Consider the following 15021-nt stretch of genomic DNA (forward strand, 5'->3'; position numbering starts at 1 on the left):
TGCGTGCCGCAGTGTCGCTTTCGGCCATCGCCGCAGTCCTGGTGCTGGGCATCGGGTACATGACGGTGGGGGTGCTCCATGTGGATCCGCGTCGCGGCTACCTCGATGCCGAACTGCACCTGGGCAACTCGGGCGGACTGGGGGTGAATGCGCCCGTGCTGCTCGACGGTATTCGGGTCGGTCGCACGGAGCAGGTTTCCAAGCAGGCCGAAGGTGTGCTGGTGCGGTTGCGGATCGACAAGCGCTATCTCGTTCCGCTGTCCAGCAGCGTGCGGGTCGAGCAGCTTTCGGCACTCGGCGAGCCGTACGTCGAGTTCGACGCGCCGAGCGGTGCCGGACCGTATCTCGCCGACGGCCAGCGCATTGCGACCCGGCAGGTACAGGTGCCGATGACCATTACGGCGCTGTCGACGCGATTCGTCGACGTGCTGAAGCAGTTGAATCCGCAGACCATCGCGAACCTCGTCGGCACCTTCGACCGGGCACTGTCGGGTACCGACGCGGCCATGCAAACCCTGGAACGGTCGACCACGCTGCTGGCGGCCACGCTGCTCAGCCGCGCCGACGCCACCCGCCGACTCTTCGGCGACATCCAAGCCTTGGGCGGCAACATCGACTGGCTCGGCCCGTCGCTGAGTACCAGTGGGCCGCAATTCGGTGAATTCGGCAAGTCACTGAGCGACGTCGTGCAACAAGCGTCGACGCTCGTCGAAAGTCGGCCGGTAGCGGACTATTTCACCGGTGACGGGCTCACACCGTTCCTGGACAGGCTGACGGATTTCATGAACAAGATCGGTCCCAGCGTCGCGCCGCTGGCGCCCGTGCTGCAACCCGTGGTCGCCGATGCCATCGACCGTGCTCCCCGGTTCGACCTCAGCGCCCTGATCGACCAGTCCCTGCACGGAGTCGACCCGGACGGAACCCTGCACTTCCGCATCACAACCGAATAGCTCACTCGGCACGACCGTTTCGACCGCAGGAGGACAGGACCATGGCCATGGCAACAGACGAGGTGGCGGCGACCCCTGGCGAAGAGGACGCCGCGACGCGCGCGGCGGACCCGCCCGAGCCCGACGAGCGGCGGCGGGCGATCACGGTCTCGATCGGGCGGTCGACGGCACTGGTCGCGGTCGCGCTGGTCCTGCTGCTCGCCGGTACGGTGACCTTCGGGTGCCTGTATTGGTCGGCGCAATCGACCCTCGACCGCCGCGACGCCATCGCCGCCGACAATCGGCACGCCGAAGACATCGCCTCGGCCTACGCCCTCGGCGCCTCCACGGTCGACTACCACGACGTCAAAGGCTGGCTGACCCGGCTCAAGGCCGGGACGAGCCCCCAACTCGCCGCCAAATTCGACGCCACAGCTCCCCAGCTGGAGCAGATCCTGATGCCACTGCAGTGGACATCCAAGGCAACACCGCAGTCCGCGACGGTCACCTCCGAATCCGGCGGCATCTACAAGGTCAATGCCTACCTCACGGTCAACTCGACGAGTGTCCAGACCCCGGACGGTGCGCAAACCACGGTCACGTACTCGATCACCATCGACCGCAACACCAACTGGACCATCACCGATGTCGGAGGCCTCCAGAACGCCCTGCCGACAAATTAGCGGCGGCCCGAGGTGACTCGTTCAGCCGTGTCAGTCTCTGCGGGTTTGCGACGGCGTAGATCCGGGTGATCTGCCCGTTCTCCACGACGAGGCTCAGTGCGGCAGGTTGGCCGTCGACCTCGATCCGGGCCGCGGGCGCGCCGTTGAGCCACCAGACCGCCGCCATCGGCGATCAGGACCACCTCTGGCGCCATGATCTCCATCAGTTCCCGCAGCTGCCCGGTTCGCAGCGCGAGCAGCAATCGCTCCACGACGGCCTGTTGCTCCGCTCGGCTCACCCGTACCCGCGGTCGCCGAGCCGCCACATGCCCGCGTGCTCGGCGCGCGATCTGCCGAACCGTGGCCGCGGGCCTGCCGCGGGCCTCGGCCCGCTCATGCCCGCCACACCCACCGGCGCGGCCCGCGACGTGTCGGCCATGGGCGGCTCCTATCTCTCGACTGTGTCGTCCACAAGGCACCGGCCCACCTCGTTTTGTGACACCACAGCGACATCCGGCGGCCGATGGTGGCGCACGTCACGTAGCCGCGGTGTCACGAAGGGCCGAGCCGCGGACGTCTCATGCGTGACCACAGCGGTCGATCTCGGATCGGGACAGGCGACCGCGGCCACGCTGGCGGCCCGGGGAGCGCGGGTGTGCTGCGCCTCCCCGAACCCGTAGACGTTGTCCGGCAACTCATCAGGAGAAACTCATGAATCTCGCCCTCTGGATCGTCGCCGGGCTGCTTGCCGCCCTCTCGCTGTTCGGCGGCGCCACCAAAGTGTTTGTGCCCAAGGCGAAGCTGGACGAATTGGGCGCGAAGTCCGGCGGCGGATGGACCGAGCACGCGAGCGCCGGTTTCGTCCGAAGCCTCGGCGGCCTCGAGATCCTGGCCGCGGCGGGCCTGACCCTGCCCGCGGCGCTCGACATCGCACCGGTGCTGGTGCCGGTGACCGCCGTCTGCTGGATCCTGTTGATGATCGGCGCGATGATCACCCACGCCCGCTACGCGCAATACAAGTACGTCGCGTTGAATCTGGTCTACCTGGCCGCGGCCGCCTTCGTGGCCTGGGGCCGCTTCGGCCCCGAGTCGTTCACGGGCTGATTCGCGGCTGCGCCTCGGATCGAACCCGGCCAGGTGTTCGCTTGCCATTCGTATTGATATCGGTCAATATCGATGTATGTCTAAGTCGGAGTTGTCGCTCGGTGCGCCCGCGGCGTGTGACGCGGTGCCGCGGGTTCGTCCGCCGTTGACCCGCGAGGACGCCGATGAGCTGGCCGGGGTGTTCAAGGCGTTGTCGGATCCGGTGCGGCTGCGGTTGCTGTCGGCGATCGCGTCGCGCGCCGGAGGGGAGGCGTGCGTGTGCGATCTGTCCGAGGGCATCGACGTCACCCAGCCGACGATCTCGCACCATCTGAAGGTGCTGCGGGAGGCCGGGCTGCTGACCAGTGAACGGCGGGCGTCGTGGGTGTACTACCGGGTGGTTCCCGAAGCGCTGCAACGCTTGTCGGATGTCTTGGCGATCGAGGCCGGGCTGGCGGTGCTCGCGTGACCACCACGACCGAGCATCCGGCAGTGGTCGGCAAGCTGTCGACCCTGGACCGCTTCCTGCCGGTGTGGATCGGGGCCGCGATGGTCGCCGGTCTGCTGCTGGGCCGCATGGTCCCGGGCCTCGGTGATGCGCTGGGCGCGGTGGAGATCGACGGGATCTCGCTGCCGATCGCGATCGGGCTGCTGGTCATGATGTATCCGGTGCTGGCGAAGGTGCGCTACGACCGCCTCGACTCGGTCACCGGCGACCGCGGCCTGCTGCTCGGCTCGCTGGTGCTGAACTGGGTGCTCGGTCCGGCGTTGATGTTCGCGCTGGCGTGGCTGCTGCTGCCGGATCTGCCCGAGTACCGGACCGGGCTGATCATCGTCGGTCTCGCGAGATGTATTGCGATGGTGATCATCTGGAACGATCTGGCGTGCGGTGACCGCGAGGCCGCCGCCGTTCTGGTGGCGTTGAACTCGATCTTCCAGGTGATCATGTTCGCGGTGCTGGGCTGGTTCTACCTGTCGGTGCTGCCCGGCTGGCTGGGCCTGGAGCAGGCCACGATCGAAGCCTCGCCGTGGCAGATCGCGCAATCGGTGCTGATCTTCCTCGGAATCCCCTTGCTCGCAGGCTATCTCACGCGTCGCCTGGGCGAGCGGGCGAAGGGCCGCGCCTGGTACGAGTCACGACTGCTGCCCCGGTTGGGGCCGTGGGCGTTGTACGGATTGTTGTTCACGATCGTGATCCTGTTCGCGTTGCAGGGCAAGCAGATCACCTCCCACCCGGTCGACGTGGTGCGGATCGCGATCCCGCTGCTGATCTACTTCGCGCTGATGTGGGGCGGCGGCTACCTGCTCGGCGCCGTCCTGCGCCTCGGGTACGCCCGCACCACGACGATGGCATTCACGGCCGCGGGCAACAACTTCGAACTCGCCATCGCGGTCGCGATCGCCACCTACGGCGCCGCCTCCGGCCAGGCGCTGGCCGGTGCGGTCGGTCCGCTCATCGAGGTCCCGGTCCTGGTCGGCCTCGTCTACGTCTCCCTAGCCCTGCGAAATCGCTTCTCCGGCAACACAACCCCCACCTCCTCCGCGGGAGTGCCGCGATGACTTCTGCGTCCGATAGACCGAGTGTGTTGTTCGTGTGCGTGCACAACGCGGGGCGGTCCCAGATGGCCCAGGGATTCCTCGCCCATCTCGCCGGTGACGCGATCGAGGTGCGCTCCGCGGGATCCGAGCCCGCCGCATCGATCAATCCGGCCGCGGTCGAGGCCATGCGCGAGGTCGGCATCGACATCACGGCCCAGACCCCGAAGATCCTCACTCCCGACGCCGTGCACACCTCCGACGTGGTGATCACCATGGGCTGTGGCGATGCCTGTCCCTACTTCCCGGGCGTGGACTACCGCGACTGGACGCTCGACGATCCGGCCGGGCGCGACATCGACGCGGTGCGGCCGATCCGCGACGACATCCGCGCCCTCGTCGTCGAACTCGTCGCCGAACTGCTCCCCGCCCGCACCTGAATTCGTCTGCGGCGCAGTAGGTTTCCTCTGCTAGGGCCGGAATGCGCCCGGTATGGGGCCGGTTCCGTCGGCGGAGGCCCCGGTATCGGGGTGGGTGGCGGCGGCGGTGGCCAGTAGCCGCCGCAGTTCGCGCCGTCCCTGCTCGGTGAGTCCGGCGAGTACCCGGCGTTCGGATTCGGCGATTTCGGGCTCCATGCGCGAGAGCGTGCGGGCCCCCTCGGGTGTCAGGCTGGCGGGCAGCGACCTGCCCGCGGGCGCCGTCGCGGGCCGGGCGACCAGACCGGACTGCTGCAGGTCCCGCAGCACCTTGTTCATCGCCTGCGGCGAGACGCCGGTGACGCGGGCCAGCTGGGCATTCGACGAGCCGGGCGCCTGCGAAAGTAACCGCAGGCACAGGTACCCGGGGAACGACAGCCCGCGCGGCTGGAGCACGGTGGCCACGACCTCGGCACGCAGGGCGGCGACGACCCGGTACAGGAGGTAGCCGAGGGGCTGGTCCTCTAGATCTTCCATGTCGATATCCCACCCTATATCAATCTGGTTGATATAGAGTGGACGGTATGGCGAGTGCATTCGGTGAAGACATGTACGAAGCCGCCTACCGCGGCGAAGCCCCCGAGATCGGCGACGGTGTTCGCCCGCCGTGGAGTATCGGCGAACCCCAGCCCGAGATCGCCGCGCTCATCGACGCGGGCAGGTTCCACGGCGAGGTCCTCGACGCCGGATGCGGGGAGGCCGCGACATCGCTGTACCTGGCCGAACGGGGCTTCACGACCGTCGGCCTGGACAATTCGCCGACCGCCATCGACCTCGCCCGCACGGCCGCCGCCGACCGCGGATTGTCCACCGCCCGTTTCGAAGTCGCCGATATCAGCGCGTTCACCGGCTACGACGGCCGGTTCGGCACCATCGTCGACAGCACCCTGTTCCATTCGCTTCCGGTCGAACTGCGTGCGGGATACCAGGATTCGATCGTGCGTGCCGCGGCACCCGGCGCCTCCTACTTCGTGCTCGTGTTCGATCGGGGCAGTATGCCCGAGGAGGCTCCGGTGAACCCGGTCAGCGCCGAGGAGTTGCGCGAGGTGGTCGGCCGCCACTGGACGATCGACGAGATCCGACCGGCTCGCATCCACGCCGACATCCCCGACGCCGTGGCCACGCACTTCCAGGCCGCCGGAATCCGCGAGGAAGGCAACGGCCGCAAGTCGGTTCCGGCCTGGCTGTTGTCGGCCCATCTGCCTACGGCGTGACAAGTCCTGTGCGGTAGGCGATTACGACCAGTTGGGCACGGTCGCGGGCGCCGAGTTTGGTCATGGCGTGGCTGACGTGAGTGCGGGCGGTGGCGGGGCTGAGGAACAGGGCGGCGCCGATCTCGTCGTTGTTCATGCCCTGGCCGACCAGCGCCAGGACCTCGCGTTCGCGGGCGGTGAGAACGGCGAGCCGGTCCTCCGCGGTCTTGGTCGCTGCCTGCTGCGCGGTGAACCGGGCGATGAGGCGGCGGGTGATGCGCGGTGCGAGCAGGGCATCACCGGCGGCGATCACGCGGATGCCGTGCAGGAGTTCGGCGGGGCCCGCGTCCTTGAGCAGGAAGCCGCTGGCGCCGGACTGCAGGCCCTCGAAGACATAGGCGTCGGTGTCGTAGGTGGTCAGGATGAGGACGCGCACGTCGTGCAGGCCCGGGGTGGTGGCTATTTCGCGAGTGGCCTGAATGCCGTCCAGCTTCGGCATGCGGATGTCCATGAGGACAACCTGGGGGCGTAGCGCGCGGGCCTGGGCCACCGCTTCCGCGCCGGTGGTGGCTTCCCCCACCACCGTGATGTCGTCCTCGGTGTCGAGCAGGAGCCGGAAGCCCGAGCGCACCAACCGCTCGTCGTCGGCGAGCAGGACCTTGATCGGTGCGTCTGCCACCTTGTTCCCTTCGTCGCCGTCGCTGTTCACAGGTCGGCCGTTCCGGCCGGGGCCACCGGGAGCCGGGCGGTGACCGCGAAGCCGCCGCGGGGGAGTGGACCGGCCTCGAGATCGCCGCCCAGCAGTCGGCAGCGTTCCCGCATACCGACGATGCCGCGGCCCGCTCCGGTAGGTGTATGTGCCGCAACGGGTTCCGAGCCGGTGGAGCCGCCTTCGTCGGTCACCCGCACCTCGATCGCGTCGGCATCGTAGGTCAGCGTGATCCGCACACGGGTGGGTCCGGCGTGGCGGATGACGTTGGTGATCGATTCCTGCAGGATCCGGTACACGGCGTTGCCGACCGCGCTGGGCACGGGGAAAGGTGGTGTGGCCGTGTCGGTTTCGATGTCGAGTCCCGACTCGCGCGCCAGCGTGACGAGATCGTCGATCTGCGCGAGGCCCGGGTGCGGGCCGCGGCCGTCGTGGTCGTCGCGCAGGACTCCGAGGACGGCCCGCATCTCCGCCAGTGCGCGGGAACTGGTCTGCGCGATGGCCTCCAGCGCCGCGCGTGCTTGCTCCGGTCGTTTGTCGAGAACGTGTGCGGTGACACCGGATTGGACGTTGATGACGGCGATGGCGTGCGCCACGGTGTCGTGGACCTCGCGGGCGATCCGCAGCCGTTCGGCGTCGACCCGGGCGCGGGCCTCCTCCTCGCGCGTGCGTTCCGCCAGGGCGGCACGTTCCAGGGCTTGTGCCGCAATGAATTTCCTCGATCGGACGCTCTCGCCGAGGGCCGCGCTCATGACCGAGGCGCCGATGCGGAAGTAGACCCACCCGATGGCGGCGCGTGGCTCGATATCGGCGGCGGCGAGCAACCACACCGTGGTCAGCACGGCGATACCGGCCGCGGCCGTCCGCACGGAGCGGCGTCCGTCGCCGTGGGCGGTCAGGGTGTAGAGGGCCACGAACAGGCCCAGCCAGCCGGGCCCGTCGGGGAAATCCAGGCCGTAGTAGACGACACTGGCGAGCGCGGTCACCGCGAACACCGCGACCGGCCGACGACGGCGCACGACGACGACCGCGCCGGAGACGATCAGCAGGATGTAGCCGAGATATCCGAGGTCGGACAGGGGGCGCAGCACGGCCTCCGGCTGACCGCTGTTGCGCACCACCGTGCCCTGCACCTGCATCACGGTGATGAATACCGCCAGCAGCAGGTCCTGCGCCCAGGCAGGCAGGCGAAACGCGACGCGACCCTGCATGGTGCGATCCTAAGGTCCCCCGCCCGGGAAAACCTCGGGTCGGCGGCGTGGCCGACTACGCCGAGGAGCGCGGGTCCGTGCGAGCGGTCTACGCCGAATGTCGTATCTCCGCCCGCCCATCGACCGACGCCGCGCCCGGTGTCGGCACGCGACGATCGGTGGAGTCCACTACACGGCGGATACCTCGGCAACGTCCGGGAACCCGTCGAACGATCGAAAAGGGGATACGTCATGTCCGCCCTCACCGTGTCCACCGCACCGCTGCTCTCCGCTGTCGCCGCGGGTTACGAGCTGGGTGTCGGCCGCACCGTCCCCACCTTCGCGGCCCTGCTCGGATTGATCGGTGTCATCGCCGGTGCGATCGCGGTGGCCCGCTCCCGCCGCACGGGCGCCGGACGAGCATGGCTCGTCACGGCACTGGTGCTGGGACCGGTCGGTGTGCTCGTCGGCGGCCTTCACGGCGCCAACGCCGCCGGTGGACCCGGCACCGGCAACGGGGTCGTCGGCGCCCTGTTCGCCGTGGTGCTGGGATCGATCGCCACGCTCCTCGGTGCGCTGGCGCTGGCGCGCTCCCGCCGGACGGGGCCCGTGCCGCGCTGACCGCTCGGGCGCCGATGGCGGTTTCTGGTCAGGGTACTCGCGGGACCGATCGCATCGGGGGCCGGTCGGCGAGGCTGACCTCGCTGACCGTGCGCCGCCAGCCCGCATCGTCCGGAATGTATTGCGGGAGACCGGCCCCGGAGTCCGGGATGCCGATGCGGTCGAACAGGGTCGCGATGATCTGGCGGCTCATCGCGGCGAGTTCGTGGTCGGGGCGGTTGCGGTGGCGGCGGGTGCCGAGGTCCACCTGGGCGATGGCGCCGATGCCGTGGCGCTGCCAGCAGTCGAGCAGGATGCCTATCTCCACGCCGTATCCGGGTGCGAACGGTATGCGGGTCAGCAGGTCTCGGGTGACGGCGTATTCACCGCCGAGGGGCTGCACGATCTCGGCCAATTCGGGGACCAGGGCCGCGAGCAGCGGCCGGGCGGTCAGCTGGGTGACGCGGCCACCGCCCAGCCGATCGCCGCCGAGGGGACGCCGGTAGAAGCCCTTGACCAGCCGCAGGCCGGGGTCGAGCAGCAGCGGGGCCAGCAGGGACGGCACGAACGCGGGGCTCGGCGCGATGAGGTCGGCATCGACGAACACGATCACGTCGCCGCGCGCCACCGCCAGTGAGCGCCACAGCACCTCGCCCTTACCGGGGAGCGGGGGGAGCTGCGGCAACGCCTGCTCGCGGGTGTACACGGTGGCTCCGGCCGCGCGTGCCACCGCGGCGGTGTCGTCGGTGGATCCGGAGTCGATGACGATGAGCTCGTCGACCAGGCCGCCGACGAGCGGGCGGATCGAGCCGACGACATCGGCGACGGTGGACTCCTCGTCGAGCGCCGGTAGCACCACCGAGACCCGGCGGTGCCGTTTGCGGGCGACGAGTTCGGGAACGGTCCACCGACCGTCGAACCAGGCAGGTGTGGTGTGTACGCGAGTCATCGCGCGGTTCCTCTCCGTTGCGGCAGGGGTTTTCGGCCGGTCAGGTGCCGGGATGGTCGAGAGTGAGGGTGGTCAGGTCCGCCCAGAGCGCGGGCCAGGGCCGGCGGGGCCGATCGCAGCGCCACACCGTCACGCCCCGATCGATTCCGGGGAATCCGAGCCGCTCGTCGATCCGCCGCACCGGCCACGCGGATTCGAATGCGGCCCGCAGGCGAGGTCCGGCATCGTCCGTGGTGACATACAGTGCGGTGCGCGCGGTGTCGGGCGGTACGCCGAAGTAGGCGAATCCGCGGTTGGGACTGTGGACCGGCACCCTGCCGGGCTCGATGAGCTGATCGAGAGCCGCTGCCTGCCAATAGGTTCGGGTAATGATCACGGTCTGCGCCCGTTCCTGCGGCGGCAGCGCGCGATAGGCGCCCTCGACCCCGGCGACCAGCCCGGACCACCCCGAGGTCCCGAATACCCGCATGCGCGTGGACAATTCGGCCCGCGAGTCGGTCGGCTGACGTATCTGCGACAGCGGTAACGGCAGCAGCGCCACCACCGCGACGGCGATCGCGGTGGACACGGCGAGCGCCGCCGTCGCCGTGGCCCGTGCCGGGCGAGACCGCAGGGCCACAACGGCACCCGCCGCGAAGACGATCGGGAACCAGGCCGCCACATAATGCGGACGGCCACCGAGGCCGACGACGAGCAGCACGTGCACCGCGACGGCGACACCGATCATGCGGTAGGGCCGAAAGTCCCGGTGCCACAGCAGCGCCCACGCTCCGGCGAGCGCCAGCACGCCGCCGAGCAGGCCGGTGAGCAGGGCCCAGTGCGCGGGCAGCCCGGCCACCCCGCCGTTGGCCGCCTGCTCCTCGGCGCGGATCACGGGCCCCATGGCCAGTTGTGGCCACCCGTGCCGGTGCTGCCACCGGAGATTCGGCGCCGCCGACACCGCCACGATCGCGGCGGCCGCCCATGCCGGGCGGCTCCGCAGCAGTCGCCCGCGCCCCGCCGACAGCACGGCCGGTGCCAGGCTCACCAGCAGCATCGCGATGAGCAGCTTGCCCTGCAGCCCGACGGCGACGGTGACCGCCGCGGCGAGCAGCAGCCGGTCCCGGCGCGTGCGCAGCCAGCGCACCACCAACCACACCGTCGCCGCCGACAGCGTGCTGTCCAGGGCGAAGGTCGACAGGCTCGCGGCCTGCGTGACGAGGTACGGGCAGGTCGCGTACGCGGCCGCCGCCAGCACCTGTGCCCCGCGACGGCCACCGAACTCGCGCGCCACGGCGGCGGCGAGCAGCACCGCGGCGACGGCGGCGAGTATCGACGGAAGGCGCAGCAGCACAAGAGAATCCGGCGCGATCGCGGCCGCGGAGCGAGCCAGCAGCGGTATCAGCGGTCCCTGATCGGCGTACCCCGGCGCGAGGTGCCGCCCGGCCGCGAGGAAGTACAGCTCGTCACCGAAGTAGTCGTAGCGATCGCCGCGCGCCACCAGGACGATCGCCGTCACGAGCGCAATCGGCGCGACCAGCCACACCGCCGTCCGATCCGGGTCGGGCGGTAACCGATCGTGGCTTCCGGCATCAGGTTCCGCCGGGTGCAGCGCCCCCTGATCAGGCGTCGGCACGCAGCGCATAGTCACCGTCGCCCACGACGGCGGCGGTGATCGAGGTCAGCGTCTTGACATACCGCTCGACCGATTCGTGCGCGGCGTCGGTGTCGGGGAACAGCAGGCTCAGCGTGGTGACGTCGGGGAACCGGTTGACCCACAGGTACACCTCGTTCGCCGCGGCGCGATTCGCGAACAGGCCGCCGTTGATCCGGTCGAACATCTCGACCCCCGCGATCCTGCGGACGTCGACGTAGGACAGCATCATCGCGGCCCATCCCGGGCGCACCCGGATGCCCAACTCGGGCGGGGCCAGTTCGAGGACCCGGTACGGGGACACGTCGGCCAGCGTCTTGGCACGGTCGACGGCGGACTGCGCGGCCGCCACCAGCGAGGTGAAGGCGGCGTCGGCGGGCACGTCGAAGGCGATCGGCACGAGATTGGTGTAGTAGCCGACCGACCCGCTCTCACCCGGGGTACTGCGGGTGTTGGTCGGGGAGAGGATGAAATGCCGGTCGTTACCGGTCAACTCGGCCTCGGTGAGGGCGAGCACGGCGAACAGCCCGCCGAGGAAACGGCCCTCGTTGTCCCCGCACACCTGCTCGAAACGCAACGCGTCGGCCTCGGTGAACAACGGCATCGTCACCTGCGCGCCACGCAGGTAGCCCTCCGTCGCGGCGGTGCCCAGGTGCAGCGGAAACGATGGCATCTCGCCGCCGTTGTGCCGCAACAGTTTCAGCCAGGTGCCGACCTCCGGCGAGGCGGCCGTCAACCGCGCGTTTCCGGCACGCTCGCGGGCGCAGTACGCCACGTGCCCGTCGACCGGCGCCACCGGTACGGGGCTGTCGGACAGCTCCGCGCCGTAGAGCAGGAGCAGATCCACACACGTCAGCGCCTGGGCGACGCCGTCGGTGTGCAGATGATCCACCGCCGCGTACACCGTGAACGACTGCTCGCGTTCGATGACGCCGAAGCTGAAGCAATCCCAGTGCAGCGCATCGGGTGTGGTGTCCTGCACGTGCTGCCGGATGGCCTCGGCATCGGGGAACTCGCCGTGGTCGGTCGGCATCACAGTGATCTGTTCCGGTGGCAGAACGTATCGGGCGATCCGGTCGCCAGGGCCGGGGGCGAACCGGCTGGAGAAGGTGTCGTGACGGCGCAGGAACGCGGTGACCGCCCGCGTCATCGCCGTCATGTCGGGACTTCCGGGCATGTCGAAGGAGATCATGCACAGCCGGGACGGGCGGTGGCGCGCGGTCGCCGTGCGCCGGATGGTGCGCAGGTACTCCTGCTGCTGATACGACGGCGGCGTCGGATGGAGCGGCGCGGCCAGCGCCGCCGCGCGTGCCCGCGCCGACGCGGTCCAACTGGTGAGCCGGCCGGGCTGGGGATGCCAGTCGTCGAAGAAACCGAAATCGACCACGGGTGCCCTCGATTCGCTACGTCGGGTCGCTGGAATGCCGATGCCGACCGGATACGCCGACAAGCGAGTCACAGTTAACAGCGGTCACGTGATAGGTGACCAGGGAGCCGCCCGCATCTTGTGAACATATCCAGCACCGGCGCGCACGCTCCGGCGCGAAATCCAAACCTGGTCGAGTCCCCCTTGGCGCCTTCGTGTTTCGCTTCTACCGTGACGGCGGGAGCAACGGCAGAGGAGGGCAGGTGGCCAGACACGCCGCACCACGCACGGCCCGGCTGCGCGGTCGATGCGCCGCCGCCTTGGCGCCGGTTCTGGTGCTGTCCACCGGCTGGGCGGGTGCGGCGGCCGCCGATTCCGCCGAGCCGTCACCGGCGGCGGCCGCGCTCGCCGCCGTCCGCCCCGCCTCCGACGGGTCCCACCTGGTCGGGGTCGTCGAGGGTCCGGGCCGCATGGTCGACATCACGGTGTACTCCGCGGCGATGAACACCACCATTACCGTGAAAGTAATTCGTGCACAGGACGTTTCGAAGCCCGCTCCGGTTCTGTATCTGCTCAACGGTGCCAACGGCGGCGCCGAGGACTCGAGCTGGCCCCAGCAAACCGATGTCGCCGACTTCGTCGCCGACAAGCAGGTCACCGTCGTCATACCCCTCGGCGGGCGCGGTAGTTACTTCACCGATTGGCGCGCCGACGACCCGGCCCTGGGCCGCCAGCGGTGGACCACCTTCCTCACCCGCGAACTGCCGCCGATCATCGACTCGGCCTTCCGGGGCACGGGCCGCAACGCCATCGCCGGGATCTCGATGGGCGGCACCTCGGCATTCCAGCTCGCGCTGGCCGCGCCCGGGCTCTACCGTGCCGTCGGTTCCTACAGCGGCTGCGCACAGACCAGCAGTCCGGAGGGCGCCGCCTACGTCACGCTCGTCGTCACCCGGTGGGGCGCAAACACTTCCAATATGTGGGGGCCGATCGGCGATCCCGCCTGGGCCGCCAATGATCCGTACCTGCACGCGGATCGCCTGCGGGGCACCGCCATCTACGTCTCCTCGGGTTCGGGGATCCCCGGGCCCCTCGACACGCTCCAGGGCCCGGGGGTGCACGGAAGCCCCGTCAAGCTCGTGCAACAGCTCACCAACGGGGGTGTGCTCGAGGCCGCGACCCACAACTGCGCGCTGGCCCTGCGCGGGCGACTGGCCGAACTCGACATGCCCGCCACCTTCGACTTCCGTCCCGTCGGCACCCACTCCTGGGGCTACTGGCAACAGGACCTGCACAACTCCTGGCCGTTGTTCGCCGGGGTCCTCTACGAGTGAGACCGGTCGCGGCATCGTCGGCGCCGGTGGTGTGCGGCTCGCGCGGCCATAGAATGGGTCGTTGTGGCTGTCGTGGTGGTGGGAGGCGTCGGGTGACCCAGTTGTCGGGTGTCTACGATGCGTCCCGGCCCGGTCTGCCGAGGGGGCGCAGCCGGCTGCCGACCGAGCAGGCGCGCGAGAAGCAGCGCGCCCGGTTGTTGCGGGGCGTGATCTCGGCGGTGGCGGAGAAGGGCTACGCGGCCACGACGGTGGCCGATGTGGTTGCCCGCGCGAGGGTTTCGCGGCGGGAGTTCTATCAGCATTTCGGCGATCTGCGGCAGTGCTTCCTGGAGGCGGCGATGGCGGGCGCCGAGGTCGTGTTCGCCTCCTTGAATCCGCCTGCCGAACAGGTCGATCCGTTACTCCTGCTGCGGCAGCGGGTGCACGGATATCTCGAAATGTGCGCCGGTGAACCGGAATTCACCCGCTGCCTGATCATCGAGCTGCCGGGCATGGGCCCGCTGGGTCTGGCCCTGCGCAATGCCGGATATCAGCGGATCTCGGATATCTTGCGGGACTGGCACATTCGGGCGCGTGTCGCATATCCGCAGTGGCCCGAGGTGCCGGACGCGATGTTCGCTGCCGCGGTCGGGGCCATCGAGGAGCTGATACTGGGCCCGATCAGTGCGGGATTCCCGGAGGAACTCGAGACGCTGGAACCGGCGGCGATGGAGGTGTTGATCCGCCTGTTCGCCATTCCGGTGTGAGGGCCCGCGGTCACCGGGTGGGCAGGGCGCCGTCGAGCCCGCCGACGTCGGTGACCTGCCAGCCGGAGTTGCGGTCGACCGTCACGTTGTAGGTGACGGTCATCTGCCCGCCGTCGGGATTCTGGGCGTTGGTGGAGGTGACGTTGACGAAGACATTGACCTTGTACACGCCGCCGGACACCGAGCCCACCTTCGCCGCGATCGGCGCCGCCGTCGAGGTCCACTTCAGCGGCAGCAGGATCTCCTCGAGTTTGGGCGCGGTGGCATCGAACTTGTTGGCCAGCTGCGGGCTGGTATTGGCCTTGAGCTTGCTCACCCAGGCCGCGACGTTCTGGTGGTCGATGGTCGACGCGCCGACGGCGTAGTCGGTGGCGACCTGTTCGGCGTGCCGATCGTCGTCGGCGGCCGTGCGCAGCGCCGAGAGGTCGCCGCGGGCCGACCACCACCCGAAGCAGGCCACGGCGAGCGCGGCGACCAGCACGGCGACCCCGGCCGCACCGCCGAGCGCCGGTATCGACAGCGATACGGTCCGGCGGGGCGGCCCGGACGCGGTGGCCTCCGCCTCGGTGTCGTCCGTGGCGGTTTCGGAGGTTGTCGGCTCGGTCGGCATGACTG

General features: G+C 69.6%; 18 protein-coding genes. 10 read left to right on the forward strand and 8 right to left on the reverse strand.

Annotated elements, in window-relative coordinates; genetic code table 11:
- The first annotated feature begins 11 nt into the window (after positions 1 to 11).
- Positions 12 to 950 carry an MlaD family protein gene (locus QH290_RS10210; protein ID WP_280382666.1) on the forward strand — a complete coding sequence of 313 codons (939 nt, stop codon included), beginning with the start codon at positions 12 to 14 and terminating at the stop codon, positions 948 to 950.
- A 41-nt stretch (positions 951 to 991) separates the two neighbouring features.
- Positions 992 to 1612: a hypothetical protein gene (locus QH290_RS10215; RefSeq protein WP_280382667.1), complete on the forward strand. Its 621-nt coding sequence runs from the start codon at positions 992 to 994 to the stop codon at positions 1610 to 1612.
- A gap of 274 nt (positions 1613 to 1886) precedes the next feature.
- Here the strand turns inward: QH290_RS10215 and QH290_RS10220 are convergent, their stop codons facing one another.
- On the reverse strand, positions 1887 to 2030 hold the full coding sequence (locus QH290_RS10220) for a hypothetical protein (RefSeq protein ID WP_280268998.1): 144 nt from the start codon (positions 2028 to 2030) through the stop codon (positions 1887 to 1889).
- Between the two features lie 272 nt (positions 2031 to 2302).
- On the opposite strand from QH290_RS10220, the gene QH290_RS10225 reads away from it, so the two are divergent.
- The 4 genes from QH290_RS10225 to QH290_RS10240 all read left to right on the forward strand — a co-directional run bounded on the left by QH290_RS10225 (position 2303) and on the right by QH290_RS10240 (position 4650).
- Positions 2303 to 2695, forward strand: a complete 393-nt coding sequence (locus QH290_RS10225; RefSeq protein ID WP_280268997.1) for a DoxX family protein — start codon at positions 2303 to 2305, stop codon at positions 2693 to 2695.
- A gap of 76 nt (positions 2696 to 2771) precedes the next feature.
- On the forward strand, positions 2772 to 3143 hold the full coding sequence (locus QH290_RS10230) for an ArsR/SmtB family transcription factor (protein WP_280268996.1): 372 nt from the start codon (positions 2772 to 2774) through the stop codon (positions 3141 to 3143).
- Positions 3140 to 4234, forward strand: a complete 1095-nt coding sequence (arsB, locus tag QH290_RS10235) for an ACR3 family arsenite efflux transporter (RefSeq protein ID WP_280382668.1) — start codon at positions 3140 to 3142, stop codon at positions 4232 to 4234. Before QH290_RS10230 ends, arsB begins: the two co-directional genes overlap by 4 nt.
- Positions 4231 to 4650: an arsenate reductase ArsC gene (locus QH290_RS10240; RefSeq protein WP_280268994.1), complete on the forward strand. Its 420-nt coding sequence runs from the start codon at positions 4231 to 4233 to the stop codon at positions 4648 to 4650. Before arsB ends, QH290_RS10240 begins: the two co-directional genes overlap by 4 nt.
- A 30-nt stretch (positions 4651 to 4680) precedes the next feature.
- On the opposite strand, the gene QH290_RS10245 is transcribed toward QH290_RS10240, so the two are convergent.
- Positions 4681 to 5163 (reverse strand): MarR family winged helix-turn-helix transcriptional regulator, encoded by a 483-nt coding sequence (locus QH290_RS10245; RefSeq protein ID WP_280382669.1) that lies wholly within the window; start codon positions 5161 to 5163, stop codon positions 4681 to 4683.
- 47 nt (positions 5164 to 5210) lie between these two features.
- Here QH290_RS10245 and QH290_RS10250 point away from each other — a divergent pair, with 47 nt between their 5' ends.
- Positions 5211 to 5900 carry a class I SAM-dependent methyltransferase gene (locus QH290_RS10250; RefSeq protein ID WP_280382670.1) on the forward strand — a complete coding sequence of 230 codons (690 nt, stop codon included), beginning with the start codon at positions 5211 to 5213 and terminating at the stop codon, positions 5898 to 5900.
- Here the strand turns inward: QH290_RS10250 and QH290_RS10255 are convergent.
- Together QH290_RS10255 and QH290_RS10260 are read right to left on the reverse strand one after the other, a co-directional pair.
- Positions 5890 to 6558 (reverse strand): response regulator transcription factor, encoded by a 669-nt coding sequence (locus tag QH290_RS10255; RefSeq protein ID WP_280382671.1) that lies wholly within the window; start codon positions 6556 to 6558, stop codon positions 5890 to 5892. The two genes, QH290_RS10250 and QH290_RS10255, sit on opposite strands and share 11 nt — an antisense overlap.
- A gap of 26 nt (positions 6559 to 6584) precedes the next feature.
- Complete coding sequence (locus QH290_RS10260) at positions 6585 to 7799, reverse strand: sensor histidine kinase (protein ID WP_280382672.1); 1215 nt, start codon at positions 7797 to 7799, stop codon at positions 6585 to 6587.
- Between the two features lie 231 nt (positions 7800 to 8030).
- On the opposite strand from QH290_RS10260, the gene QH290_RS10265 reads away from it, so the two are divergent.
- Positions 8031 to 8399 carry a DUF6223 family protein gene (locus tag QH290_RS10265; RefSeq protein WP_280382673.1) on the forward strand — a complete coding sequence of 123 codons (369 nt, stop codon included), beginning with the start codon at positions 8031 to 8033 and terminating at the stop codon, positions 8397 to 8399.
- 28 nt (positions 8400 to 8427) lie between these two features.
- Here the strand turns inward: QH290_RS10265 and QH290_RS10270 are convergent, their stop codons facing one another.
- The 3 genes from QH290_RS10270 to QH290_RS10280 are packed head-to-tail and all read right to left on the reverse strand — an operon-like array spanning position 8428 to position 12347.
- Positions 8428 to 9327, reverse strand: a complete 900-nt coding sequence (locus tag QH290_RS10270) for a glucosyl-3-phosphoglycerate synthase (protein ID WP_280382674.1) — start codon at positions 9325 to 9327, stop codon at positions 8428 to 8430.
- A gap of 40 nt (positions 9328 to 9367) precedes the next feature.
- The gene (locus QH290_RS10275) at positions 9368 to 10942 is read right to left on the reverse strand and encodes a glycosyltransferase family 39 protein (RefSeq protein ID WP_280382675.1); all 1575 of its coding nucleotides are present in this window, start codon (positions 10940 to 10942) and stop codon (positions 9368 to 9370) included.
- Positions 10929 to 12347, reverse strand: coding sequence for a condensation domain-containing protein (locus tag QH290_RS10280; protein ID WP_280382676.1), 1419 nt, complete (start codon positions 12345 to 12347; stop codon positions 10929 to 10931). The genes QH290_RS10275 and QH290_RS10280 overlap by 14 nt, the downstream gene beginning before the upstream one ends.
- A 242-nt stretch (positions 12348 to 12589) precedes the next feature.
- Between QH290_RS10280 and QH290_RS10285 the strand changes: the two genes are divergently transcribed.
- Both QH290_RS10285 and QH290_RS10290 read left to right on the forward strand, forming a co-directional pair.
- Entirely contained in the window at positions 12590 to 13660 is a 1071-nt protein-coding gene (locus tag QH290_RS10285) for an alpha/beta hydrolase (protein ID WP_280382677.1), read from the forward strand.
- Between the two features lie 92 nt (positions 13661 to 13752).
- A complete protein-coding gene (locus tag QH290_RS10290; protein ID WP_280268984.1) occupies positions 13753 to 14406 on the forward strand; it encodes a TetR/AcrR family transcriptional regulator in 654 nt (217 codons plus the stop codon).
- 10 nt (positions 14407 to 14416) lie between these two features.
- Here the strand turns inward: QH290_RS10290 and QH290_RS10295 are convergent, their stop codons facing one another.
- On the reverse strand, positions 14417 to 15016 hold the full coding sequence (locus QH290_RS10295; protein ID WP_280382678.1) for a hypothetical protein: 600 nt from the start codon (positions 15014 to 15016) through the stop codon (positions 14417 to 14419).
- Between the last annotated feature and the right edge of the window lie 5 nt (positions 15017 to 15021).

The organism is Nocardia wallacei (assembly GCF_029869545.1).
Taxonomy (GTDB): Bacteria; Actinomycetota; Actinomycetes; order Mycobacteriales; family Mycobacteriaceae; genus Nocardia; species Nocardia wallacei_A.